Origin of the sequence: Pseudoduganella sp. UC29_71 (assembly GCF_042693265.1) — a bacterium.
Classification (GTDB): domain Bacteria; phylum Pseudomonadota; class Gammaproteobacteria; order Burkholderiales; family Burkholderiaceae_D; genus Rugamonas.
In genome coordinates, this window is the sequence record NZ_CP170549.1 from 3,793,625 (window position 1) to 3,818,623 (window position 24,999).

A 24,999-nucleotide genomic window follows, 5' to 3' on the forward strand; every position below is an offset into this window, starting at 1 on the left:
TCCTTACTTGAAGCGGAACAGCACGTCGACCGACTGCGCCATCTTCAGCGCGCTCACCATCAGCAGGTCCGCCGGGTCCTGCTCGTTGCGCCTGGTGTTCGCGCTGTTGCTGGTGCGCGGCCAGTCCGCGGGCGCCAGGCCGATGGAACGGGTCAGGTTCTTGATCTCGTCCGACGACACGCCCTGCACCGCCCCCACGCGCTTGCCGAAACCCTTGGCCATGGCGTCCGCCTTGGCGGTCGCCTCGCGCACCGCCTGCTCCATCAGCTCCGCCTCCACCTTGCTGCGCTCCTTCACGCCGAAGGTGGCGGCGAAGGCGTCCAGGTTCTGCTTCTTCAGCAGCGGCATCATGATCTCGCGCCATTTGCCCAGCTCGCGCACCACGATATGGATGGAGCATTTGATGTCGTACTCAGGCTCCGAAACCGCCGCGCCGGCCTTGCGGATCTGGCGGCGCATGTCGCGCACCTCCAGGTCCGTGTCCGGGACGCCCTGCTCCGCCAGCAGCGCGCGGATCTCCAGCACCCGCTCCTGCACCACCGCCACCGCCGCTTCCGCGTTCGCGTCATAAGCCGACACGTCGAAATCGATCTCCCCGATATCCGGCTGCACGTACATGAAACCGGTGCCGCGCGCGTGGATGAAGGGATAGGAAGGCAGCTCGGCAGCCGCCACGCCTTGCAGGGTAGCCAGCGCGAGCGCCGCAGCACACAGGGATTTTTTCAGCATGACAAAGTTATTAAATTGGACAGCGCCAGTATTGCCGAATGGATAAACTTTAGCAACCGCATTTTGCGCTGTCCAGGATGGCCACGATCTGCTCGAAGCCGACCGGCTTCACCAGGTGGCTCTGGAAGCCCGCCTCGAACGCCAGCTGCCTGTCCTTCTGCTGGCCCCAGCCGGTCACGGCCACCAGCACCGTGTCGCGCAGCCCGGGCAGGCGGCGCAGCGCGCGCGCCAGGTCGTAGCCGTTCAACTGCGGCAGGCCGATGTCGAGGAAGGCAAAGTCCGGCGCGAACAGCTCCGCCACCTCCAGTGCCTCCATGCCCTCGTGGCACACGCGCACCGTATGGCCGGCAGCGCGCAGCAGGCCGCCGATACCGTCGACGAAATCGGCGTTGTCGTCCACCAGCAGTATCCGGCAGCGCGCCCCTTCGCCGCCCGCGCCGGGCGCCGCCGTGGCACTGTCGGCCGGCGCCGCCATCAGCGGCAGGGTCAGAGTGAATTCGCTGCCCTGCCCCAGCCCGGCGCTGCTGGCCTCGATGCTGCCGCCGTGCAGTTCGGCCAGCTTGCGCGCCAGCGACAAGCCCACGCCCAGCCCCGCCGTGCTGCGCTCCAGCGAGGTGTCGGCCTGCACGAACATGTCGAAGATCTCGCCCAGCATATTGGACGCGATGCCGATGCCGTTGTCGCGCACGCGTATCTTCAGCACGTCCTGCTCCAGCGCTGCGCGCAGCGACAGCTTGCCGCCCCGGTCGGTGTACTTGGCGGCGTTGTTCAGCAGGTTGGACAGCACCTGCGCCAGGCGCGTGGCGTCGCCGTCCAGGTACACCGGGGGCGGCGGCAGCTCCACCTCCAGCTGGTGTCCCAGCGAGGCCAGATAAGGCTTCACCAGCTCCAGCGCGTCGCCCACCACGGAATGCAGCTGCAGCGGCGCGCGACGTATCGTCAGCTTGCCGGTGTTGATGCGCGAGACGTCCAGCAAATCGTCCACCAGCCGCACCATCTGCTTCAGCTGGCGTTCCATGATGACGCGGGCCTTGTTGCCAGCCGCCTGGTCGTCGGGGTTCACGCGCATGATGTCCAGGCCGGTGCGGATGGGCGCCAGCGGATTGCGCAGCTCGTGCGCCAGCGTGGCCAGGAACTCGTCCTTGCGGCGGTCAGCCTGCAACAGCGCGCGCTCGGCGCCCTGGCGCACCTTCATCTCATGTTCCAGCGTCTGGTTGGCCTCCTGCAGCGCGTAGGCGCGCCGGCCCACTTCGGCCAGCATATTGTTGAACGCGGCCACCAGGGTGCCGATTTCACCGCTGCCCGACAGCGGCACGCGCAGGCTGAAGTCGCGCTTTTCCATCACCTCCTGCGCCACGCCGGTCACCGCCGCCAGCGGCTGCGTGATGCCGCGCTGCAGCCGGCTCGCCACCAGCGCCGCCAGCAGCAGGCTGAACACCATCACCGCGCCCAGGATGGCCGCGTAGCTGCGCACCCGCTCGATCAGCCGGTAGCGCGCGCTCAGGTAGACCGTGCCGATCACTTCGCCGTTTTCCATGATGGGATGGTTCACCACCAGCCGCCCGCTCTCGATGGCGTAACCGGGCCGGCCCGGCCTGGCCGGGAACACCGGCGTATCCTGCACCGACTGCGCATAGGCGGCGAACAGCGCGCCGTTGGCGGCGTAAATGGCGCCGGCCTGGATTTGCGGGCGCACCCGCAGCAGCGACAGGTTCTGCCGCGCCGCCGTCTGGTCGTTGAAACTGAGCGCGGAGGTGCTGACCGCCGCCACGATCTCCGCCTGGGTGGTCATGTCGTCCACCCAGTACTGCTGGAACGAGTCCAGGTCGTACAGCAGCATGGCCGCCGACGAGGCCACCAGCGCCGCGAAGGTGGTTGCCAGGGCCATCAGGATCAGCTTGCCGCGTACCGTGCCTGGCTTCAGGCTGGCCAGCATCACGAACCGCCTTTTTTCACATGGTAGGCCACCGACAGCAGGCGCGAACTGAGTTTGAGATTGCTTTTCTCGGCGGCCGGCAGCGACACCTCGAAGCGCACGCGGTCTTCCACCAGGCGGAAGTTGATGACGCTGCCCTGCTGCAGGCCGTCGTCGGTGTCGGTCACGCTGAGCACGCCGGCCTGCTGGGCCGCGCGCAGCACCGCCAGCGGGCGCGCCACGTCGCTGTCGATGAACACCATGTGCAGGCCGGTGAGCGCCTCGCCCTCGCGCAGCTGGCGCACGGCCACGGCGCGCGCGCCCACGGTGCGCCCGGCGGTGATGCGGGACAGCTCGGCGGCGATGTCGTCGGCGCCCATCACGCCCACCGTGAGCGGCCCGGCCGCTTCCTGGCCGTTGCTGAATTCGACGTAGCCGAGGAATTTGTAGAGGAAGGCCGCCTTCACGTTGCGTTCCACGCCGGCAGGCACCGCCACCGGCGCGTCGGCGCCGCTGGCCAGGCAGCTCAGGGCCAGGCACAGATAGCAGGCCAGCGTCAGCCAGCGCGCGCGCATGGACTCGCTCCAGGCGCGGCGCGCGGAAGGCAGCAGGAGCAGGCCGGCGGCGCCGGCAGGGATCAGAATCGCCATGTCACTTTCAGCAATGCGCTACGCTCGTACACGCTGCGCGCCGGCGCGGCGGCCCATTCGGGATGCGCGGCGTGCAGCAGGTTCTGGCCTATCAGGGCCACGTCCAGGTCCGGCCGCAAACGCCACAGCCATTGCATATCCAACTCGTAATAGGACGGCACCACCGGATGCGGCAGCCTTCCATTGTAGCGCAGCGTCAGATCCAGTTGCTGGGCGTCGGAGACATCGTAGGACGAGCGCAGCTGCCAGTTCAGGCGCGGGTCGTTGGCCAGGAACAGGCCATTGGTCAAGCTGTCCCCGCTGCCGGGCTTCAGTCCCAGCTTGACCTTCTGCGCCAGCAGCCCGCCGCTCAGGCGCCAGGCCGGCGTGGCTTGCCAGCGGCCCCACAGCTCCAGGCCCCGCGTGGTGGCCATGCCCAGGTTGCGGAACTCGAAGCCGAGCACCGGCAGCGGTTCGGCAGTGCGCAGCTTGTCGTAATGGCCGTAGAACAGCGTGCCCGAATAGCTCCAGCGCGCGGTCGGCTGGGCGCGGTAGCCCAGTTCGGCCACATTGGCCACCTCGGACACGAAGTCCTTGCCGCCGCCGACCAGAAAGCGCGGCTGGCCGGCGATGATCAGCGGCGTGGCGGGCAGGTACCAGTCGCGGTCCACGCGCGACGGCGCGCGCACGGTGCGCGCCACGCTGGCCCACGCCAGCCGGCGCGCGTCCGGCGCCCACGCCATGCGCAGGCTGGGCAGGTACTCGGCGCCGGTGTAGTTGTTGTGCTCCACCTTCAGGCCGGCGGTCAGCTTGAGCTGCTGCGCGAGGGTGATTTCGTCCTGCGCGAACAAATTCCCCCAATGCAGGGCCAGCTTGCCGGGCAGGAAGCCGAAGCCGATCGGAGTGACGTCGTCCCAGCTGTGGCGGTAGCCACCGCCCCACACCAGGCTGTGCGCGCCGGAGCGCACGCCGTGCTGGGCCTCCAGCTCCAGCGTGTCCAGCCGCTCGATGAAATTGTTCGGCTGGTTGCGCTCGGTGTGGTCCAGCACCAGCTGCAGGCGCAGCTCGGAGTCGTCGCTGGGCTTGCCGGTGTAGCGGTTGACCAGGTTGGCGCCGGAAATGCGGATGTCGCGCGTGCCGGCCTGGCCGAGCGCGCCCTGGTAGGCATTCCCCGCCATCATGAAGCCGCCCTGCAGCAAGTCCATGTCGGCGCGGAAGCCTGCCTGGCGGCGCCGCATGCCGGTGCGCGTGCTGGCGCCGGCCGCCGTTTCCGTGTCGTCCACGTCCATATAGCGCGCATACAGGCGGTAGTGGCCGCCGTTCTCCATGCGCCCGCCGTAGCGCAGCGTGCCATCCCTTTCGTCCGCGCCGGCCACGGCGCTGGCCAGGCCGCCCTGGGTGTCCTTGGCCGAGCGCGTGATGATGTTGATGACGCCGTTGACCGCGTTCACGCCCCAGATGGTGGCGCCCGCGCCGCTGATGACCTCGATGCGTTCGACGTCCTCCATCGCCACGTCCTGCGCATCCCAGAAGACGCCGGAGAACAAGGGCGTATAGATGCTGCGGCCGTCGATCAGCACCAGCAGCTTGTTTTCAAAGGCGTTGTTGAAGCCGCGCGCGGTGACCGCGTAGTTGCGCGCATCGATGCGCGCCACCTGCAGGTTGGGCGCCAGCCGCAGCGCTTCGGGCAGCGAGCGCACGCCGCTGCGGCGTAGTTCGCTGCCGGTGATGATGAAGACCGACGCGGCCGCGTTGTTCAGGCGCTCATCCTGGCGCGACACCGAGGTGATGACGATGTTGCTCAGTTGTTCGATGGACAGGTCGGCCAGATCGCTGTCCGGCAAGGCGGCGGCGCTGGCGGCGCTGCCCGCGAGAAGCAAGGGCAGGAACGTGCTGCGGTTGGCGCGTAGGGGCATAACCCGTCTCTCTGGTGGCTGCTCTGAAAAGATTATAAACATTTCCCTACGGACCGCCCTGTTCGATTTGCAAGTTCGCAACTATTTGCGCCAGCGATTGGGGAGAATGCAACAGTCTGCGGCGGCACGCGCGGAAGTTACGAATGGAATGCGAAGAATGTTAAGAAGACGTTAAGAAGGCCTTAGAACCACCTTAGGCTGCGCCGAATATCTTGACTAGCCGCAAGTGTCTGCCTACACTCGCCCTGTTTACGTTTTTATGGAGCCCCTTCATGGGCACTTGTTCGAGTGGTAGTTGTAGCCAGGCGCGCCCTGGCTCCGCCCCGGCAAGATAACGCAGGCTTCCCCTGCCGTCATCCTGCCTCCGGCGGATGATGGTGTCTTTTCCGCCCGGAGGCAATCCGGCGCGGGACTTTCCCCATACAGAAATTTGACCGCATGTCCTGCCATGCCGCAGTGCGCCCGCGCGCGCAGCGGCCAGCCGCATGCGCCGTGGAACCCGGCTGCGCCGCGCAGCCTGTACCGGGAATGCCTATGTTCGAATTGTTCCTCCCCCGCCGCGCCGGTGCGGCCGCCACCGCACCGACCGCCGCCGCGCCGGCGTCGGCGTCCGGCCCCAACCGCTGGGACTGGGTGCTGCTGCCGCTGGTGCTGGCCGTGCTGGCTGCCGCCGGTTTCGGCGCCATGCAGATGGCGCGCCCCTTCACGCTGGGCCAGCCCACCGCCATCGCGCTGGACGCGGCCTGGCTGCCCTACTACCTGCTGCGCACCATGCTGCGCATGTTCATGGCGCTGGGCTGTTCGCTGCTGTTCGCCTTTGTGTTCGCGTCGGTGGCAGCGAAGTACCGCCCCGCCGGGAAAGTGCTGCTGCCGCTGCTGGACGTGCTGCAGTCCGTGCCCATCCTCGGTTTCCAGGCCATCGCCATCGCGCCCTTCATCGCCCTGTTCCCGGGCAACCTGCTGGGCGTGGAATGCGCGGCCATCTTCGCCATCTTCACCTCGCAGGCCTGGAACATGGCCTTCAGCCTGTACCAGTCCATGCGCAACGTGCCGGCGGAGCTGAACGAGGCGGCGCGCGTGTTCTGCCTGTCCGGCTGGCAGCGCTTCTGGCGCCTGGAGCTGCCCTACGCCATGCCCAACCTGCTGTGGAACATGATGATGTCCATGTCCGGCGGCTGGTTCTTCCTGGTGGCGGCCGAGGCGATCTCGGTGGCCGGCCAGGACATCAAGCTGCCCGGCATCGGCGCCTACATCGCGGTCGCCATCGAGACCGAGAACGGGCGCGCCATCGCACTGGCCATCGCCGCCATGCTGGCCGGGATCGTGCTGTACGACCAGCTGTTTTTCCGCCCCTTGCTGGCATGGGCGGACAAGTTCCGCTTCGAGGACACCCAGGGCGACACCGCGCAGCGTTCCTGGCTGCTGGACTGGGGCCGCCGCAGCCGCTGGCTGCGCAGGCTGACCGACCACTTCTGGCGCGCCATGCGCGGCACGCTGGGCTGGTTCCCCAGCGGCCCGGCGGCAGCGCGCGCGCGCAAAAACGACCGTGCCGCCTCCGCCCTGAGCCGCTGCATGGCCGCGCTGGCCGCGCTGGCCCCCCTTGCATCGTTCGCGGCACAGGTCCGCCATAGCCGCAACGCCGGCAGCGCCCGCAGCGGGCCGCTGGCCCGCCACGCGCCCCGCATCTGGGACGCCGCCATCGTGCTGGCTTCCCTGCTGGCGGCGTGGCAGCTGGCCGCCTTCGTGCACGGCACCGTGGGCTGGCCTGAAGTGGCGCACGTCGGCTGGCTGGGCATGATTACGCTGCTGCGCGTGATGGTGCTGATCGCGCTCGCCTCGCTGCTGTGGGTGCCGGTGGCGGTGTGGATAGGCCTGCGCCCGCAGTGGGCACAGGGCGTGCAGGCCGTGGCGCAGTTCCTGGCCGCTTTCCCGGTCAACCTGATGTTCCCGGTGGTGGTCTACCTGATGGTAGCCTTCAGGCTCAATCCCAACATCTGGCTCAGTCCCCTGATGGTGTTCGGCACGCAGTGGTACATCCTGTTCAACGTGGTGGCGGGCGCGTCCTCCATCCCGAACGAGCTGCGCCTGGCGGCCGACAACCTGGGCCTGAAAGGCTGGCTGAAATGGAAGCGCGTATTTTTGCCCGCCGTGTTCCCCGCCTACCTGACCGGCGCCATCACCGCCTGCGGCGGCTCGTGGAACGCCAGCATCGTGGCCGAATACGTCACCTGGGGCCGCACCACGCTGGCCGCCGATGGCCTGGGCAGCTACATCAAGCAGATGACGGACGCGGGCGACTTCCACCGCATCGCGCTCGGCATCGGCGTGATGTGCATATTCGTGATGGTATTGAACCGATTCTTCTGGAACCGCCTGTACCGGCTGGCCGAAGACCGTGGACTGTAAGGAGGCTGGCATGACTGAACATATTCTGATGGAGCTGACCGGCGTCGGCAAATCCTTCAGCAAGGCGGACGGCGCGCCGCGCGTGATCCTGGACGGCGTGGACTTCGCGCTGCGCAAGGGCGAGATCGTGGCGCTGCTGGGCAAGTCCGGTTCCGGCAAGTCCACCCTGCTGCGCATCATGGCGGGCCTGATAGCGGCCGACAAGGGCCGCGCGGGCTATCGCGGCGAGCAGATCGACGGGCCGGCCGGCGGCGTGGCCATGGTGTTCCAGTCCTTCGCGCTGTTCCCGTGGCTGACGGTGCAGCAGAACGTGGAACTGGGGCTGGAGGCGCAAGGCGTGCCGCCCGCCGAGCGCGAGCGCCGCGCCGACGCCATGCTGGAGCTGATCGGCCTGGCCGGCTTCGGCGGCGCGCTGCCGCGCGAACTGTCCGGCGGCATGCGCCAGCGTGTGGGCATCGCCAGGGCACTGGTCACCAACCCCGACGTGCTGCTGATGGACGAAGCCTTCTCCGCGCTGGACGTGCTGACCGGCGAAACGCTGCGCAACGACATCCTGGACCTGTGGGACAGCGGCCGCATCCCCACGCGCGGCATCCTGGTGGTGTCGCACAACATCGAGGAAGCGGTGATGATGTCGGACCGCATCGTGATCCTGTCCAGCGATCCGGGCCGCGTGCGGCACGAAATCGCCATCGGCCTGCCGCGCCCGCGCAACGCCGATTCGCCGGAGGTGCGTGCCCTGATCGACGAAGTGTACGGCCTGATGACGATGCGCGCCGCGCCCGCCGCCGCGCCCGCTGCACCGGCGGCGCAGCCGGACTACCGCCTGCCGGAGACGGACATCAGCCGTATCGAGTCCGTGCTGGAACTGGTGGCCGCCGCGCCTTTCAGCGGCCGCGCCGACCTGCCGCAGCTGGCCGAGGAAACCGAGCTGCCGGACGAGGAACTGTTCCCGACCTGCGATGCGCTGGCCATGCTGGACCTGGCCGTGGTGGAAAAAGGCGACATCGCCCTCACCGCGCTGGGCATGCGCTACGCCGCCGCAGACCAGGCCTTGCGGCAGGAGCTGTTCGGCCAGCAGCTGCTCAAGCACGTGCCGCTGGCAGCGCGCATCCGCGCGCAGCTGGTGCAGGCGGACGACGGCTCCGTGCCCGAGGAACCCATCCTCGCACTGCTGGAACAGATGCTGAAAGCCGACAAGGCCAAGCGCACGCTGGAAATCGCCGTGGAATGGGGGCGCTACGGCGAAATCTACGAGTACGACTTCCATACCGGGCGCCTGACCTTGCCCTGAGGTCTCAGCGCGCCGGCGTGCGCGCGCGCAGCGAGTGGATGTAGGCGCTCAGCTCCCAGATCTCCTGCGCGGAAAAGGCCTCCTTCCACGGCGGCATCTGCAGCGCGCCGCGCGTTTTGCCGTTGCTGATGGTGTCGAACAGGTATTGCGGCGGCAGGTCGTCCCGTCCCTGCAGCGGCGCGCCCTTGCCGCCCGAACCGGCGTTGCCGTGGCAGTACACGCAGTTCTGGTTGAAGCGCTTCTGCCCTGCGGCGATGGTGGCCGGCGCTTCGAAGTCGGCCGGCGGCGCCGCCCAGGCCAGGCCGGACAGCAGGAACAGCATGGGGATGACGGTGTTGTGCATACGGGTCTCCACTGGTCTAATCGTTCAATCGAGGGCGAACACCACCATTGCGGCGCCGCCGGTCAGGTCCTTGATCTTGGGGAAGGCGCTGGCCATGAAGCCCGGCGCCAGCGAACCCCAGCCGCTGGGCACGGCGATGTACTGCTTGCCGTTGACCGCGTAGCTGATGATGCCGGCACGGATGCCGGAGCCGGTCTGGAACTTCCACAGCTCCTTGCCGTCGTCCGCGTCATAGGCGTGCACATAGCCGAACGGATCGCCGTTGAACACCAGGCCGCCGCCCGTGGTCAGCACGCCGCCCAGGCCGGGAATGGCGTAGTTCACGCTCCATTTCAGCTTGCCCGTGAGCGGGTCGCGCGCGTCCAGGCGGCCTTCTGCGGGACGGTCCGGCGGCGCCACCGCTTCCAGCTTGTCCACGCCCAGGTACAGGCTGGCGATGCCCATGCCCTTGGTCTCCTGCTTCGACGGAACCACGCGCTGGCACACTTCCATCGCGTTGGTGTACCACAGGCGGGTCTTCGGATTGTAGGCGCCGGGGTTCCAGCTGCGCGTGCCCAGCAGGTAGGGGCACAGCAGCGTCTCCTGCCCGGCCGGCATGGCCTTGCGGCCGACCAGCTCTCCCGTTTTCGGATCAATAGTCTGCACGAAATTATAGGTCTGGCTCAGCGGCCACACGTTCTCCAGCTTGCCGTCTGCCTTGTCCATCACGAACACGAAACCGCTCTTGTTCAGGTGGACGATGACGTCCTTGCCGTCCTTCTTCACGATCAGCGCCTCGTAGGCCGAGTCGTAATCGAAGGTGTCGTGCGGGATCTCCTGGCGGTGCCATTTCAGCTTGCCCGTCTTGGGGTCCAGCGCCAGCAGGCTGGCCGTGTACAGGTTGTCGCCCTTGCGCGCGTCGCCGTAGAAATCCGGCGCGGCGTTGCTGGTGCCGATGAACACCGTGTCCGACGCCGCGTCGTACGTGCCGGGCAGCCAGGCGCCGCCCCCGCCAACCTGGCCGGTGCCGTCCGGCCAGCTCTTGGGATCGTCCTTGATGGTGTCGAAGGTCCACATCTTTTCGCCGGTGAGCGCGTTCACGGCATACACCTTGCCGCGCTGCGGCTGGTCGCCGCCGGTGCTGCCGCCGATCAGCACGTCGCCCGCCAGGATGGGCGAGGACGAGAACAGGCAGCCGAAGCAAGTCTTCAAATCGGTCAGCTGGGTGGACCAGGCTTCCTTGCCGGTCTTGTCGTCGATGGCGACGAAGCGTCCATCCAGCGTACCGAGGTAGATATGGCCGTGCCCCATGGTCAGGCTGCGGCTCAGCGTAGCGTAGAAGCTCTGGCTGGCGATGGCGGCCAGCTTGGGCTGGTAGTGCCACCTGGCCTGGCCGGTTGCAGCGTCCAGCGCGAACACGTTGTTATTCGGCGCCACGTAGTACATCACGCCGTCCTTCACCAGCGGGGTGGAGATCAGGCCGGCCGTGATGTCGCCCGGCTGGTGTATCCACGCCGCCTTCAGGCGCTGCACGTTGTCCTTGTTGATCTGCTCCAGCGGCGAGTAGCGCCAGGCGTTCGAGGTGCGGTGGTACTGGGTCCAGTTGTTCGGATCGGCCTCGCCTCCGGCCGGGCCGGCGATGGGCGGCGCCACCGCGTAGGCGGGCGGCGTGGCGGCCAGCATGGCGGACACGATGGCCGCCCCGGCTGCGGCCAGGCAGGCTGCGATGGCGCCGGCACGGCGCTGTGGATGCTTGTTCATGGTGAGTTCTCCTGTCGTTATGGGCGGCTTACCACATGAAGCGGACGCCGGCGGTGGCATAGTCCGTATCGGTGCGGTGCTGGAACACGGGGTTGTAGCTGAAGCGCGAGTTGGCCAGTTCGCCGTACACGGTCAGGTAGCGGTTGACGGCGTAGTAGGCGCCGGCGATATGCGACTGCGCCAGGTGGCCCAGCGTGGCCGCCGTGTCGTCGACGCGGGTGCGGCCGTAGCTGTAGCGCAGCGACAGCGCCGCCGTGGGCCGGTACACCAGCTGGCCGAACATGCCCCGGCTCTTGCGCGCGCGCCCGTCCGCGTCCAGCGCGTCCAGGTCCTGCATCAGCACCGAACCCAGGCCCTCGCCGCTGAAGCCGGACAGGTGCAGGTTGAACGGCCCCGCGTCGGCGGTGGCGCCGGCCGACAGTCCGCGCGTGCTCACCTTGTCGCCCATGCAGGGCAGGCCCGCCGCCGTCAGGCAATGGCTGGCGCGCTGCCAGGTGAAGTCGCTGTAGAGCTTGAGCTTCATGCCGCCGCCTTCGTGGCGGTAGTACACGCCGCCTTCGACGCGCGGCGAGTTGGTGCGGTCGGCGCCGGAACCGGCGAACACGTTGCGCACCTGGCTGGGATCGTAGACGCCCACCGAGAACGTCAGCGGCGCGGCCTGCGGCGAGTTGTAGCGCAGGCCGGCGTTGAAGTTGGTGTACATATAGCCGGCGTTGAAGGTGGCGGCCAGCGCGTTGGTGGTGTTGACGTTGTCGTAGCCGGTCAGCCCGCCGGCCAGCACCGAGGCGTCGGCCAGCACCGGCTCGCCCTGGTAGATGCTGTAGGATTTGCCGAACACCAGCTCGCCCCACGGCGCCGACAGCTTGGCCCAGATCTCGCGCGGATCGAGCGACTTGGAGCCGGTGTTGCCCACATTGCCCGCGTTGCGGAAATTGCCCTCGCCCGACTGGGCGTTGATGTACAGGCCCACGCGGCTGCTCAGCGTCATGCCGTCCACCGTGGGCGCGGTGACGTTGAATGCAATCAGGCTGGGCGTGGTGCCCGAGCTCATGCGGAAGCCCGTGGTGTCCGGGCTGTCGCCGTTCTGTTTGTGGGCCTGCAGGATGACCCAGCCGTCGGTGCTGTATTTCCAGCCGTCGGCCGTGTCGAAACCCACGCCGGCCGATGCGCCGGCGCTGAACGCGCAGCAGATCGCCGCCGCCGTGGCACGGCGCTTGATATGATGATTCATGCTTGTCTCCAGTTATAGTTATATGTGCTGCGGGTGCTTCAGATTTCCTTGCGTTTCATGGCGCTGGCGATGTATTCGGCTTGCCGGATCGCCAGCGCCACGATGGTCAAGGTAGGGTTGGCGGCGGAGCTGGATGTGAACTGGCTGCCGTCCGAAATGAACAGGTTCTTGATGTCATGCGTCTGCCCCCACTTGTTGACCACGCCGTCGCGCGCCAGGGCGCTCATGCGGTTGGTGCCCATGTTGTGGCTGGCCGGGTAGGCCGGCATGTCGATCACGCGGGTGGCGCCCACCGCTTCGGACAGGCGCCGGAACTGGCGCAGCCCGTGCGCGGCGATGGCTTCATCATTGCTGTGGTAAGTCTTGGTGACGATGGGCACCGGCAGGCCGTACTGGTCCTTCTCGGTGGGGTGCAGGGTGATGCTGTTCTGCTCGCGCGCCATGTCCTCGCCGCACACCCACACGCAGCTCATGTGGTCGTACATGTCCAGCGCCGACGTTACTTCCCTGCCCCAGCCGCCCGGCTTCATGAAGGCGGCCGTGTAGGGCAGGCCGAGCGCCAGCCCTTCCAGGTAGTAGCCGCCGTTGAAGCCGCGCCGCGTGTCCAGGTCCACCTCGTCCGCCACCACGGCGCCGATGTCGAAGCCGCGGTACATATAGACCGGCTTGCGGTGGATCGCCAGCGCCGCCGCCGTGGCGTGGTTCATATAGTTCTTGCCGATCTGGCCGGAGGAATTGGCCAGGCCGTCGCGGTACAGGCTGGACGCTGAGTTGAGCAGCAGGCGCGGCGACTCGATGGAGTTGCCCGCCACGCACACCACGCGCGCCTTCTGCAGCTGGGTCCTGCCCTTGGCATCCACGTACAGCACGCCGGACACCCTGCCCGACTTGTCATGCTCGATGCGCAGCACCATGGCCTGCTGGCGCAGTTCGGCGCGGTTGGTTTCCAGCGCGCGCGGAATTTCCGTGTACAGGGTGGACCACTTGGCGCCGATTTTGCAGCCCTGCATGCAGAAGCCGATCTGCATGCACGCCGGGCGGCCGTCGTTGGCCTTGCTGTTGGACGCCACCGGCCGCACGATCTTCTTGTAGCCGATCTTGCGCGCGCCGGCCGCCATCACCTTGTAGTGGTTATTCTCCGGCATGGGCGGCATGCCGCTGGCGGCCGACCCGGCCACGCCCATTTTCCTCTCCGCCTTGTCGTAGTACGGCGCCAGGTCCTTATAGGTGATGGGCCAGTCCAGCACATTGGCGCCCTCCACCTGGCCGTAGATGGTACGGGTCTGGAAGTCGTGCGGCTGGAAACGCAGCGCCACGCCCGAGAAGTGCACGGTGGAGCCGCCCACGCCCTTCACGATCCACGCCGGCAGGTTGGGATAAGTCTTGGTGTGGTGCCAGCCGCCCGCAGAAATGCGCTTGTCCAGCCAGGATATCTTGTTGAACATCGCCCACTCGTCGTTCTCGAAGTCGGCCTGCGTGTAGTGCTTGCCCGCTTCCAGTATCACCACCTTGACGCCGCGCTGCGCCAGCTCGTTGGCCAGCGTGCCGCCGCCCGCGCCCGAGCCGATGACGACGACCACGTCGCGGTCGCCGGTGCTGTATTTGATCGCCATGCTAGTCTCCTCGTTCTTTTTTCAGATCCAGTCGATATCGTTGAAGCCCCGGTTCACGTAGCCGCCCTTCTCCCACGAGGAGCCCTCGTAGCCGAACAGCGGGAACACCGCCTTGTTGTCATACAGCCCGGTGACCAGCCCGCCGTGGATCTTCTGGAAGAATGGGCTCGTCTCGATCTCCTTGAGCAGCGCCACGCGGTCCGTCTCCTCCGCGACAGCCAGATAGTCCTTGCCGTGGCGCTGCTGCGCCCGGCGGTTCAGTTCCGCCACGCCGTCGGCCAGCAGCGCCTTCAGCGCCGCGTCCTTGGCCGCCTGCGCGTCGTACGGCAGGATGGCCTGTTGGTAGTACTTGTCGGCCAACTGGTCATGCGGGAAAATGTCGCGCGCCATGCGCAGCAGCGTGGCGCCGGTGTCGCTGCCCAGCACGCCGAACTGCTGCGCCATCGCGGCACCCGGGCTGGCCAGCAGCGCCCCGGCCGGAATCACGCTGACGCCGATGCCAGCCAGGCCGGTGCCCTTGAGGAAGCCGCGCCGGGTCAGCGTGACCGCCTTTTCCACCACGCGCATGCCACTTTTCTGCTTGTCCATGTCATCTCCTTTGTTGTTGTGTGTAGCCTTGCTTCAGTAAATTTCCGCCTCGTGCGCCGCTTCGGCCTGCGCCTGCGGCAGGTGGAACAGCGCATAGCTGAGCGCCTGCCGCAGCGGGCCGGCCACCGCGTTGAGCCAGTCGGCCCCGCCCGCTTCCTGCTGGCAGGAGGTATTGCAGGCCGCCAGCGCTGCCGCCTCCTCGCCGGGGCGGCCGAGCGCCTGCGCGAGCAGCCGCCAGTCCGGCCGCGCCAGCTGCAGGCCCGCCACCAGCAGCACGCTGCCGCGCCGCCGCACCTGCGCCAGGCCGACGATCTTCCGGTCCCCCACCACCACTTCCCACGGTGAGTAGCCGCCGTAGCAGGCCCAGCCCAGTTGCTGTGCGCCGGGCCGGCACTGCAGCTCGCGCGCCTGTTCCGGCGTGAGCGCATGGGCAGGCACGCCCAGGCTGCGCAGCACGCCGGCGTACAGCTCGCCCAGCCAGCGGTAGCTGTGCACCAGCTGCGCCGACGCCAGCGGGTGGCCCTGCGGCAGCAGCACCGACGCGCTCAGCATCCAAGGCCCGGTCAGCACCGCGCCGCCGCCGGCCTGGCGCACCACGGCTTCCATGCCGGCCGCGGCGGCGCGCGGCCGTACCTCGTCCAGCGCGGCGCGCTGCGCACAGCCCAGCACCACGCCGGGCGCGCCGTAGCGCCACAGCTGCATGGCCGCGCCGTCGGCCGGCTGCGCGAGCAGGCGCGCATTCCATTCCTGCTCCTCGCGGCAGCTGGCCAGCGTGGGCTGGCGCGGCGCGTTCCAAAGCGGCGCAAGCATCTACAGCCCCTCGGCCGCTTCCAGGCGGGCTTTCAGCTCGCCCAGGAACAGCGCGGCCGGATGGCCGTCCACGGCGCGGTGATCGAACACCAGCGACAGCGTGGTGGCCGGCGCGATCATCAGCTTGCCGCCCTGGACCACGGGGCGGTCGGCCACGCGCGCCAGGCCGAGGATGCCCACCTGCGGCGGATTGAGAATGGGCGTGAACCAGTCCACGCCGGCCGCGCCCAGGCTGCTCACCGTGAACGTGCCGCCCTGGTAGGCCTTGACCGGCAGCGTGCCGGCCCGCGCGCCGGCCGCCAGCGCCGCCGCCTCCGCCGCGATCTGCTCAATGGTCTTCGTGTCGGCATCGCGTATCACCGGCACGGCCAGGCCCTCCTCCAGCGCCACCGCCACGTTGATATGGATGCCCGGCATGCGCTCGATGGCGCCTTCGCGCATCAGCGCGTTCATGGCCGGATGGTTGCGCAGCGTGAGCGCCAGCGCGCGCAGCACGATGGGCATTACGCTCAGGCGCATGCCGGAACCGGCGCGCTCCTGCAGGCGTGCCCGCAGCAGCTGGCAGCGGCGCATGTCCACGTCCATGCCCAGCGCCACACGCGGCGCCTGCCAGCCGGCCGTCATGTTGCGGGCGATGCTGCCGCGTATGCCTTTCAGCGGCACCAGGTCGGGCGCAGCCGCCTGATCGGCCGCCGCCACTGCGGAGGTGTGGGCGTCCATCATGCGGCCCGCAACGTGGCCAGCGGCTTGCCCTGGGCAACCGTGGCATCGGCCTCGATCAGCACCTGGTCCAGTACTCCGTCTTCAGGCGCAGGCACTTCGATGCTGGTCTTGACCATGACCACGACGGCGACCGTCTGGCCCGCCGTCACGCGTTCGCCGGGCTTTACCAGCCACTGTTCGAGCAGGGCTTCGGTACCGGGTTCGACGTCTTCCCAGGCGTCCTGGGGCAAATGAATTTCGCTCATGCTGCTTTCCTTTCAGTGATGTTTGCGGATACGAGTTGGCGCGCGGCGGCGGCAATGCCGTCCACCTGCGGAATGACGAATTGCTCCAGCGGGCGCGCGTAGGGAATCGGCACGTCCGGCACGGCCAGCCGCTTCACGGGCGCGCGCAGGGTGACGCTGTCGAGGTTCTCGGCGATGATGGCGGCGATCTCGCCGCTCAGGCCGAAGCTCAGGTAGTCTTCGTCGGCGATCAGCAGGCGGCCGGTCTTGCGCACCGAGTCCAGAATGGCCTGGCGGTCCAGCGGCACGATGGTGCGCAGGTCGATCACTTCCGCGCTGATGCCCTCTTTGGCGAGGTCGGCCGCCGCCAGCACGGCCTTCTGCACCATCTGGCTCAGCGTGACGATGGTGACGTCGGTGCCTTCGCGCACCACGCGCGCCTGGCCGAACGGGATGGCATAGGCTTCCTCGGGCACTTCGTTGGTGCTGCCCTCGAAGTAGGACATCCATGGCAAGCCCATGATCCCCTTGTGGAACATGAACACCACGGGGTTGTTGTCGCGGATGGACTGGATCATCAGGCCCTTGGCGTCGTAGGCGTTGGACGGCACCACCACCTTCATGCCCGGCAGGTGGGCGAAGGTGGCGTACAGGCACTGCGAGTGCTGGGCCGCGTCGTTGTAGCCGCCGCCGATGCCGGTCATCAGCACCATGGGCAGGCTGATATTGCCGCCTGCCATATAGGTGTTCTTGGCCATGTGGTTGTAGATCATGTCCATGCAGACGCCGAAGAAGTCCACGAACATCAGTTCGGCAATCGGGCGCATGCCTTCGGCGGCGGCGCCGATGGCCGCGCCGATGAAGGCGGTCTCGGAAATCGGCGTGTCCATGATGCGGTCCTTGCCGAACCTGGCCAGCAGGCCGGTGGTGGCGCCGAAGATGCCGCCGTATTTGCCGACGTCCTCGCCCAGCACGAATACATCAGGGTCCTGCTGCATTTCCTGCGAAATGGCCTCGGCGATGGCCTGCGCCATGGTCATGCGGCGGGCGGCGTTGGTGCCAGTGGTGACAGTGGTGCTCATAGTGATGGTCTCCTTGATTGTGGGGTCAGCAGAACACGTGCTGCAGCGCTTCTTCGGGCACAGGGTCCGGGCTGTTGCGCGCAAAGGCGTAGGCGTCCGCCACGCGGGCCTTGGCGCCGGCCACCAGCTCGGCTTCGCTGGCGTCGTCCAGCAGGCCGTGCGCGCGCAGGAAGGCGGCCAGTTGCGGGATGGGGTCGTTCTTGCGCGCCTGCTCGGCTTCGCCCTTGGCGCGGTAGACTTCCGGGTCGCCCTGGAAGTGGCCGTGGTAGCGGTCCGTTTTCACTTCGATCAGCGTCGGGCCTTCGCCGCGCCGCGCGCGCGCCACTGCCGCGCCGGCGGCCTCGAACACATCCAGCGCGCTGTTGCGCTCGACCAGGATGCCGTGCATGCCGTAGGCGGCGGCGCGGTCCGAGTTGTTGGCGATGGCGGTGGAGTCGGCCTTCTCCACCGAGATGGCGTACTTGTTGTCCTCGCAGATGAAGATCACCGGCAGCTTCCACAGCGCGGCCAGGTTCATCGATTCGTGGAACGCGCCCTGGTTGGTGGCGCCCTCGCCGAAGAAGGCCACCGCCACCGCGTCGGTGCCACGCTTCTTGGCAGCCAGCGCGGCGCCGCAGGCGGGCGGCATGCTGGCGCCGACAATGCCGCTGCAGCTGAACTTCACCGCCGGATCGAACAGGTGCATATGGCCCCCTTTGCCGCGCCCCAGGCCGGTGGCCTTGCCGAACATCTCGGCCGTCATCTCCGGCAGGCGCACGCCCTTGGCGATAGCGAAATGATGCGAGCGGTGCGCGCCGACCACAGTATCGTCGGCGCGCAGGTGGGCGCAAACGCCGACCGCCACCGGCTCCTGGCCTGCCGCCAGATGCATTTCGCCGGGCACGGGACCGGAGCCGATATCGAATGCCAGCCCTTTCTGGATATTCGGCGGCAGCTTGCCTTCCAGGTAAACCTTCACCATGGTGTCTTCGAATTCACGGATCGCGATCATGGTCTGGTACATCCAGATCAGCTGCTCTGACGTGTGTTCCATTTACTCCTCCTGTAGTTGTCCCTGTCATCAGCACGCAGCAGGCTGCGTGCTCCTGCCAGGTATTTCGCAACAACCATGCCAGCTGAAAAATCGCGCTGGCGGGCCATACGGCCTGCTGTGGCTGGGGATTTTCGCGACACTTGCAACAGCAGCTGTCTCATTCGCGGCGACAGCTGTAGCGGGCGGGCGCTCACGGCGCGGGCAAGGCTGCGACGAGGCGCTCGGCGAGCCAGAACAGCGACACCGCAGTGCAGCCGAAGGCGATGCCGGTTTGCGTGCGCGCGGCCCAGGAAGTGCGCCATGCCTGCAGCGTGCGCAGCGCCAGCCACGCAGCGGCGGCAATCAGCAATTGGCCCGCCTCCACGCCGAGGCTGAAGAACAGCAGCGTGGCCAGCGGCGGCACGCTGCTGTCGGCCAGCAGTTCGCGCAGGCCGAACGCCAGCCCGAAGCCATGCACCAGTCCCACCGCAGTCACCATCGCAGCCGCCAACGGACCGGCGCTGCGGCCCGGGCGCAAGGCCGACAGGGCGGCGCCCAGCAGCGACAAGGCGATCGCCACTTCCACCCATGGCGGGAACCAGGCGCCGACCGGCATCCAGCCGAACAGGCCGGCGCCCAGCGACAGGGAATGGCCGACGCTGAAAGCGGTGATGCGCAGCGCGATGGGTTTCAGCCGCAACGGTCCGAGCACCAGGCACAGTACGAACAGCAAATGGTCCCAGCCTTGCAGGATGTGTTCGCAGCCGGCGAGCAGGAACATGCGCGCGGCGCCGGCCAGCGAGGGATTCAGCTGTACCGGCGTCGTCAGCGCGCCGGCTGCCGTGTAGGTGCGCACCGCACCGTCTCCGTGGAAGAACAGCACGTTGGCAATCTCGGCGAGGCCGCCCGTTTCGGGTTCGTACAAGCTGCAGAAGGATAGCGGCGGATAGCCGGCCGCGCTGCGCGCGAGCGGATAAAGCAGCTCGGCATCGACCAGTACGTGGCGCGTTTCGGTCGCAGCGCCGTCCTGCGCGCCCGGTACGGCCGGCATGGACGGCAAGTCCGTGCGCGCTGCGCGGCGCGCCTGGTCCAGCGTGGTGAAAGGCGGAACCTGGCCTCGCCTATGGATGCGCACCGCCAGCACTTGCGCCGCCACCGCCTGCCCGCCTGCGCCAAGCCGGTGGCTGTCGGCCAGCAGGCGGCCCACCTGGGGCAGCCTCGCCTGCGCGGCCCCGGTGTCGAGATAATGGAAGAGACGGCCGCTTTCAACGCTGTCGTAGCGCACGCCGCCGGACTGCGGCAGCAGCGGCAGCGACAGGCGGACGTAGGCCGCCAGGCCGTCCGCGCGCGGCTCGAAATGGACCACGCGCGCCAGGCGGTCGGCCGAAGGATGAGCCGCCGCAGCGCCCATCCAGGCCAGCAGCAGCGCCAGGCATGCGCGCAGCGCGGCCGAAAGGACGCCGCGGCCCACGGCTATTTCGCCGGCGCGCGCGGGTCCCACAACAGGCGCTTGGCGCCCTTCTCGTAAGCGCGGCCCTTGGGATAGCTGACCAGCTCCAGCTGCATGCCCCACGGCGCCAGGAAATACACCCAGGTCAGGCCTGCGGCCGGGCCTTCCTTGAAGGTGCTGGGATCGCCCAGCACTTTCACGCCGTTCGCCTTCAGGAACGCCACCGCCTTGTCCATGTCGTCCACGTAGAACGCCAGGTGGTGGCCGCCCACGTCGCTGTTCTTCGGCGGCCGGGGCGCCTGCTTCGGCGCGGCGTACTCGAAGATCTCGAGGTTGGTGCCGTAACCGCAGCGGACCATGCGGAAGCGCTTGATCTCCGCGCGCGGGTCCACGTTCAGGTGCACTTGCATCCAGTCGTCGTCGAACTTGAAGGCGCCCAGGTCGAACGAGGCGTCGCAGCCGATCACCTTGACGAAGAAGTCCACCGCGTCCGCCATGTTGGGCACCGTGATGCCCAGGTGGTCCGAGCCGCGCATACCCGGCAGGGTCCCGGCCTGCGCGCCCAGCGGCAGCAGCAGCGCGAGCAGGGCCGAAGCCGCGATTTTGTTGTATTTCATGCCAATCTCCTTGAATTTTTTTATGTCGTTGCCGCCGCACCGGATGGCGGGCGCAAGCTGGCTTTGCAAAAACCGCACCAGCTCGCGCCAGCCGGCATTCGCGTCTGAGGGGATGCCGGCGGCACGCGACAGCTGCGCCACAGAGACGGAAAATGAGACAGTTGTCTCATCGGAGAGGGGCCGCGCAGGTGCAAAATGCGCGCTTGCGGGGTGGCATTGCGCTTGCTAGCATGGTCTATATCAAATCAATATCCTGGAACGAACCAGGTAACGGAGACCTGCCATGAGTACCTTTGCCACCGTCGATGAAGACCTGGCATTACTGCGCTCGCGCGGCATTGCCCGCGCCGACGCCGACCCGCTGATCGTGCGCTCCTGGCGCCGCTCGCTGGGCCAGTACAAGCTCGATCCAGGCCGCCGCCAGGCGCCGCGCGTGCTGGCCGGCGGCCAGTTGCGCGACCACCAGGACCCGATGGAACCGATGATGCAGATCGCGCGCGGCGGCGTGGAATACCTGTTCAACCAGGTGCGCAGCGCAGGCTATGTGGTGCTGCTGACCGACTGCCAGGGCGTAACGGTAGACTTCAAGGCCGACCCGCTGCAAAAGCGCGAACTGCGGCGCGCCGGCCTGTACCTGGGCGCCTGCTGGTCGGAGGAAGAGGAAGGCACTTGCGCGGTGGGCGCCTGCATCGCCGACCAGAGCGCGCTGACCGTGCACCAGGCCGAGCACTTCCGCTCCACCAACACTACCCTCACCTGCAGCGCCTCGCCCATCCTCGATACCGACGGCAGCCTGCTGGCCGTGCTGGACGCCTCCGCGCTATCGTCGCCCGGCGACAAGCGCAGCCAGGCGCTGATGCTGCAGCTGGTGTCGGTATCGGCCAAGATGATAGAGAACGCGCATTTCCTGAAGAAGTTCGAGGACCATTGGATCATCCGCCTGAGCCGGCGGCGCGAATTCGCCGAAGTGGTGACAGACGGCCTGATCGCGCTCGACCACCAGGGCCGCATCATCGCCGTCAACCGCAATGTGCAGCAGGCCCTGCAAGGCGCGGAACAAATGCTGCTGGGCCGCGCGGTGGACCAGGTGTTCGACACGCGCCTGGAAACGCTGCTGGCGTCCTCCGGCGCGCAGCACCGCGAAACACTGGCCCTGCGCGCGCTGCACAGCGGCCGCCAGTACTACGCGCTGATGCGCGCGCCAAGCGGACGCACGCTGTGCGTGCAGCCTTCGCGCAGCGCGCGTTCCAGCCACCCGACCGCAGCGAGCCTGCTAACGCTGGAGGAACTGGCCGGCGAGGATGCGCAGATGAAGCGCAACGTGGCCATTATCCGGCGCGTGATCGACAAGGGCATCGCCATCATGCTGCAGGGCGAAACCGGCACCGGCAAGGAAGTGTTCGCGAACGCCATCCACCACGCCAGCGAGCGCGCCGAGCAGCCCTTCGTGGCGCTCAACTGCGCGGCGATACCGGAATCGCTGATCGAGAGCGAGTTGTTCGGCTATGCCGACGGCGCGTTCACCGGCGCGCGCGCCAAAGGCATGCGCGGCAAGCTGCTGCAGGCGCACCGCGGCACGCTGTTCCTGGACGAGATCGGCGACATGCCCCTGCAGATGCAAACCCGCTTGCTGCGCGTGCTGGCGGAAAAAGAGATCGTGCCGCTCGGCTCGGAGAAGGCCGTTCCGGTGGATGTGCAGATCATCTGCGCAACGCACCGCAACCTGCTCGACCAGGTCATGGCGGGCCAGTTCAGGGAGGACCTGTACTACCGCCTGAACGGCATGAAGATCCACCTGGCGGCGCTGCGCGAGCGCGCCGATATCTCAACCTTGATGCACAGCGTGCTGGCCAGGGTGGCGGCGGAAACCGGCCGGGGCCAGGTGACGATGTCGGCCGAGGCACTGCGCGCCTTGCTGGCCTACCAGTGGCCCGGCAACCTGCGGCAGCTCATCAACGCGCTGCGCGCGGCCGTGGCGCTGTGCGAGCACGATCATATCGAGCTGCTCGACTTGCCGGTGGACGTGCGCGAGGCGATGCCGGCGCCGGCGCCGTCCGGCCGCGCGCTGCCGGCGCCTGCGCAGCAGGCGGCGTGCAGCGAACCCGACGACGAGCGCGGCATGCTGCTGCGCGAACTGCGCAAGCAGCGCTGGAATGTGACGCGCGCGGCGCAGGAGCTGGGCATCTCGCGCGCCACCATCTACCGCAAAATGACGCGGTGGCGCATCGTCGCGCCTAATGCGGCCGGCGGAGATTAGCAGGCGGGGAGTACAGCGCACTCATCCGTTCAGCAGCTTGCCCATCCTGTGCACGGCTTCTTCGATGCGGCCGTAGGCGGTAGCATAGGAGAAACGCACGTGGCGGTGCGGTGCGGCCACGCCGAAGTCGTCGCCCGGAACGAAGGCCACGCCCGCTTCGCGCAGTACCGCCATGACGAAGGCGGAACTGTCGCCGCTGGCCGGATGGGCCACGCCGCTGCAATCGGCATACACGTAGAAGGCGCCGTCGGGCATCACCGGCACGCCGAAACCCAGCTGGCGCAAGGCCGGCACAAAGAAGTCGCGGCGGCGCTTGAACTCCAGCCGGCGCTGCTCATACACGGCGATGGAGTCCGGATGGAAGCAGGCCAGCGCGGCATGCTGCGCCACCGTCGAAGGACAGATGAACAGGTTCTGCGCCAGCTTTTCGATCACGCTCACCAGCTGCTCGGGCACCACCAGCCAGCCCAGGCGCCAGCCGGTCATGTTGAAATACTTGGAGAAGCTATTGACGGTGATGACATGGTCATCCAGGCGCAGCGCGCTGTGCGGCGCGTGGTCGTAGGACAGGCCCTGGTAGATCTCATCGACAATGGCAAAACCGTCACGTGCGCGCACTTCTGCCAGCAGGCCTCCCATCTGCTCCACCGTCAACGAAGTGCCGGTCGGGTTGGACGGCGAAGCCACGATGATCCCGCGCGTGCACTCCGTCCAGCGCTGCGCGGCCAGTTCCGCCGTCAGCTGGTAGCGCTGTTCGGCGCTGGACGGGACCAGCACCGCCTTGCCGCCGAAGGCCGACACGAAGTGGCGGTTACAGGGATAGCTGGGGTCGGGCATGAGCACTTCGTCGCCTTCGCATACCAGCGCGGCGCACGCCAGCAGCAGGCCGGCCGACGCGCCGGCGGTCACGATGACGCGGCGCGGATCGACTTCCACGCCGAAAGCGGTCCGGTAGTGGCCGGCGATGGCCTCGCGCAACGCGGGCAATCCCAGCGCGTCCGTATATTGCGTGGCGCCGTCGCGGATGGCGCGCACAGCCGCTTCCGTCACCAATTCGGGCGCGGTGAAATCGGGCTCGCCGACGCTCATGCTGATGACGTCCACGCCGGCTTTCGCGGCCGCGCTGGCCGCCTTCATGATTTCCATGACGCGGAACGGTTCTATCGCCTGCACGCGGGCGGCGGCGCGCAGGGCGCGGCTGATGTCGGGCTGGTGGGGGGCTTGCTGGGCGTGTGTCATCTTGCACTTTCAAAGGCGGTGCTTGGAATTATAGCGAAGCGCCCCGCTTCGCACCCACGGCCATGAAAATACCCCGCTCAGAACAGGTGATGCACGCCCAGCCGCACGGCCGACTGGCGCTGGCCCGACGCCACGCCCAGCGAGTTGATGGCCGCCACCGCCCCGTTCCCGGAGGCGCGCTGCAGCAGCGCCTGCGCGTACACCGAGGTCCGCCGCGACAGCGTGTAGACCTGGTTCACAGTCAACTGGTTCCAGCACCGCCCCTCCAATGTGGTGCGCGCCAGCCCCACGTTGAGCGAGGTGAAGCTGCCGGTGCGCCAATTCACGCCCAGTTCGCTGCTTTTCATGGTCGTCCCGGCCAGGCCGGCGGTGATGGACGTACCCACATGGAGCGCATGCAGCAGCGCCGGTCCCGCGCTGTAGCTCGCGCTCACGCCCACGCTGCGCACACGGTCCGTGGCCAGCGCAGCGTACACCGGCGCGGTGGCAGGGCCGGAGATCAGCGCACGGCCCAGCAGGCTGCGCACGCCGGCGCTCTGCCCCAGCGCCAGGCTGCGGTTGCGCGTGTCGCTCAGCGCAGCGGCGGCCCTGAACTGGCCGGCCACGTAACTGGCGCCCAGGCTGAAGGCGCGGTTGCGCGCCGAGTCGCCAGGCTGCTCGCCCGGCGCCAGCATGGCGCCCAGCGTCAGGCCCGCCATGGGCGCGCTGACCACCTTGACCGCATTGTCGTAGGCGCCGGCGTTGGTCAAGTCGTCGATATTCCCCGGATGGAAAGCGTAGAAGCTGCCGGTCAGCACGCCGTTGCTTTGGCGCGCCACCATCTCGAACATGAAATTGTTCTGGCGGCCCACGGTGACGGTACCCATGCGGCTGCCCAGCCCGACGTAGGCAGCGCGGTTGAACAGCTTGGCGGGATTGAGCTGCGCGCCGGTATCGGTGGCATAGCCGGTTTCGAGCTGGTAGACAGCCTGGTAGCCGTCGCCCAGGTCTTCCGCGCCGCGCACGCCGATGCGGTCGGGCTGCATGTTGCCGCTGTCCGTGCGCGTCACGCCGGCGCCGCCGATGTTGCTGACGCGAGTAACGCCTGCGTCGATGCTGCCGTACAGCGTGGTCCCTGCTTGGGCCAGCAGTGGTGCGGCGGCCAGGGCCGCTACCGTCAGTGTGGTTTTCATCGCCCGTCT

21 protein-coding genes are annotated in these 24,999 nt (G+C 67.9%); 3 read left to right on the forward strand and 18 right to left on the reverse strand.

The features are described from left to right. Positions 1–3: 3 nt before the first annotated feature. Genes ACFJI2_RS16715 through ACFJI2_RS16730 form a run of 4 tightly spaced genes read right to left on the reverse strand, consistent with a single transcriptional unit; the run spans position 4 to position 5,189 of the window. On the reverse strand, positions 4–729 hold the full coding sequence (locus tag ACFJI2_RS16715) for an SIMPL domain-containing protein (protein WP_377701028.1): 726 nt from the start codon (positions 727–729) through the stop codon (positions 4–6). A gap of 49 nt (positions 730–778) precedes the next feature. Next, on the reverse strand, positions 779–2,665 hold the full coding sequence (locus ACFJI2_RS16720; RefSeq protein ID WP_377701029.1) for an ATP-binding protein: 1,887 nt from the start codon (positions 2,663–2,665) through the stop codon (positions 779–781). Then, on the reverse strand, positions 2,665–3,294 hold the full coding sequence (locus ACFJI2_RS16725) for a YfiR family protein (RefSeq protein ID WP_377701030.1): 630 nt from the start codon (positions 3,292–3,294) through the stop codon (positions 2,665–2,667). The genes ACFJI2_RS16720 and ACFJI2_RS16725 overlap by 1 nt, the downstream gene beginning before the upstream one ends. Further along, positions 3,282–5,189 carry a TonB-dependent receptor plug domain-containing protein gene (locus ACFJI2_RS16730; RefSeq protein ID WP_377701031.1) on the reverse strand — a complete coding sequence of 636 codons (1,908 nt, stop codon included), beginning with the start codon at positions 5,187–5,189 and terminating at the stop codon, positions 3,282–3,284. Before ACFJI2_RS16730 ends, ACFJI2_RS16725 begins: the two co-directional genes overlap by 13 nt. A gap of 534 nt (positions 5,190–5,723) precedes the next feature. Between ACFJI2_RS16730 and ACFJI2_RS16735 the strand changes: the two genes are divergently transcribed. Together ACFJI2_RS16735 and ACFJI2_RS16740 are read left to right on the forward strand one after the other, a co-directional pair. Beyond that, a complete protein-coding gene (locus ACFJI2_RS16735) occupies positions 5,724–7,595 on the forward strand; it encodes an ABC transporter permease (RefSeq protein ID WP_377701032.1) in 1,872 nt (623 codons plus the stop codon). Positions 7,596–7,605: 10 nt separating this feature from the next. After that, positions 7,606–8,889 (forward strand): nitrate/sulfonate/bicarbonate ABC transporter ATP-binding protein, encoded by a 1,284-nt coding sequence (locus ACFJI2_RS16740; RefSeq protein WP_377701033.1) that lies wholly within the window; start codon positions 7,606–7,608, stop codon positions 8,887–8,889. A gap of 4 nt (positions 8,890–8,893) precedes the next feature. Here the strand turns inward: ACFJI2_RS16740 and ACFJI2_RS16745 are convergent, their stop codons facing one another. The 12 genes from ACFJI2_RS16745 to ACFJI2_RS16800 all read right to left on the reverse strand — a co-directional run bounded on the left by ACFJI2_RS16745 (position 8,894) and on the right by ACFJI2_RS16800 (position 20,322). Next, entirely contained in the window at positions 8,894–9,232 is a 339-nt protein-coding gene (locus ACFJI2_RS16745) for a c-type cytochrome (protein ID WP_377701034.1), read from the reverse strand. Between the two features lie 24 nt (positions 9,233–9,256). After that, on the reverse strand, positions 9,257–10,972 hold the full coding sequence (locus tag ACFJI2_RS16750; RefSeq protein WP_377701035.1) for a pyrroloquinoline quinone-dependent dehydrogenase: 1,716 nt from the start codon (positions 10,970–10,972) through the stop codon (positions 9,257–9,259). Between the two features lie 28 nt (positions 10,973–11,000). Further along, a complete protein-coding gene (locus ACFJI2_RS16755) occupies positions 11,001–12,203 on the reverse strand; it encodes a hypothetical protein (protein WP_377701036.1) in 1,203 nt (400 codons plus the stop codon). Between the two features lie 38 nt (positions 12,204–12,241). Beyond that, positions 12,242–13,816 (reverse strand): GMC family oxidoreductase, encoded by a 1,575-nt coding sequence (locus ACFJI2_RS16760; RefSeq protein WP_377701037.1) that lies wholly within the window; start codon positions 13,814–13,816, stop codon positions 12,242–12,244. Between the two features lie 21 nt (positions 13,817–13,837). After that, positions 13,838–14,404, reverse strand: coding sequence for a gluconate 2-dehydrogenase subunit 3 family protein (locus ACFJI2_RS16765; protein ID WP_377701038.1), 567 nt, complete (start codon positions 14,402–14,404; stop codon positions 13,838–13,840). 33 nt (positions 14,405–14,437) lie between these two features. Further along, positions 14,438–15,214 (reverse strand): biotin/lipoate A/B protein ligase family protein, encoded by a 777-nt coding sequence (locus ACFJI2_RS16770; protein ID WP_377701040.1) that lies wholly within the window; start codon positions 15,212–15,214, stop codon positions 14,438–14,440. Further along, complete coding sequence (locus ACFJI2_RS16775) at positions 15,215–15,937, reverse strand: 2-oxo acid dehydrogenase subunit E2 (protein WP_377701041.1); 723 nt, start codon at positions 15,935–15,937, stop codon at positions 15,215–15,217. Further along, positions 15,934–16,182, reverse strand: a complete 249-nt coding sequence (locus ACFJI2_RS16780; RefSeq protein ID WP_132137352.1) for a lipoyl domain-containing protein — start codon at positions 16,180–16,182, stop codon at positions 15,934–15,936. Before ACFJI2_RS16780 ends, ACFJI2_RS16775 begins: the two co-directional genes overlap by 4 nt. Further along, on the reverse strand, positions 16,179–17,243 hold the full coding sequence (locus tag ACFJI2_RS16785) for an alpha-ketoacid dehydrogenase subunit beta (protein WP_377701042.1): 1,065 nt from the start codon (positions 17,241–17,243) through the stop codon (positions 16,179–16,181). The genes ACFJI2_RS16780 and ACFJI2_RS16785 overlap by 4 nt, the downstream gene beginning before the upstream one ends. A gap of 25 nt (positions 17,244–17,268) precedes the next feature. Then, on the reverse strand, positions 17,269–18,276 hold the full coding sequence (locus ACFJI2_RS16790) for a thiamine pyrophosphate-dependent dehydrogenase E1 component subunit alpha (protein ID WP_377701043.1): 1,008 nt from the start codon (positions 18,274–18,276) through the stop codon (positions 17,269–17,271). A gap of 190 nt (positions 18,277–18,466) precedes the next feature. Further along, positions 18,467–19,726, reverse strand: a complete 1,260-nt coding sequence (locus tag ACFJI2_RS16795) for a HupE/UreJ family protein (RefSeq protein ID WP_377701044.1) — start codon at positions 19,724–19,726, stop codon at positions 18,467–18,469. A gap of 2 nt (positions 19,727–19,728) precedes the next feature. Next, positions 19,729–20,322, reverse strand: coding sequence for a VOC family protein (locus tag ACFJI2_RS16800; RefSeq protein WP_132137349.1), 594 nt, complete (start codon positions 20,320–20,322; stop codon positions 19,729–19,731). A 283-nt stretch (positions 20,323–20,605) separates the two neighbouring features. Between ACFJI2_RS16800 and ACFJI2_RS16805 the strand changes: the two genes are divergently transcribed. Then, positions 20,606–22,579, forward strand: coding sequence for a sigma-54-dependent Fis family transcriptional regulator (locus ACFJI2_RS16805; protein ID WP_377701045.1), 1,974 nt, complete (start codon positions 20,606–20,608; stop codon positions 22,577–22,579). Positions 22,580–22,600: 21 nt separating this feature from the next. Here ACFJI2_RS16805 and ACFJI2_RS16810 read toward each other — a convergent pair whose 3' ends face one another. Further along, the gene (locus ACFJI2_RS16810) at positions 22,601–23,818 is read right to left on the reverse strand and encodes a pyridoxal phosphate-dependent aminotransferase (protein WP_377701047.1); all 1,218 of its coding nucleotides are present in this window, start codon (positions 23,816–23,818) and stop codon (positions 22,601–22,603) included. 77 nt (positions 23,819–23,895) lie between these two features. Beyond that, entirely contained in the window at positions 23,896–24,990 is a 1,095-nt protein-coding gene (locus tag ACFJI2_RS16815; protein ID WP_377701048.1) for a porin, read from the reverse strand. Positions 24,991–24,999: the final 9 nt, after the last annotated feature.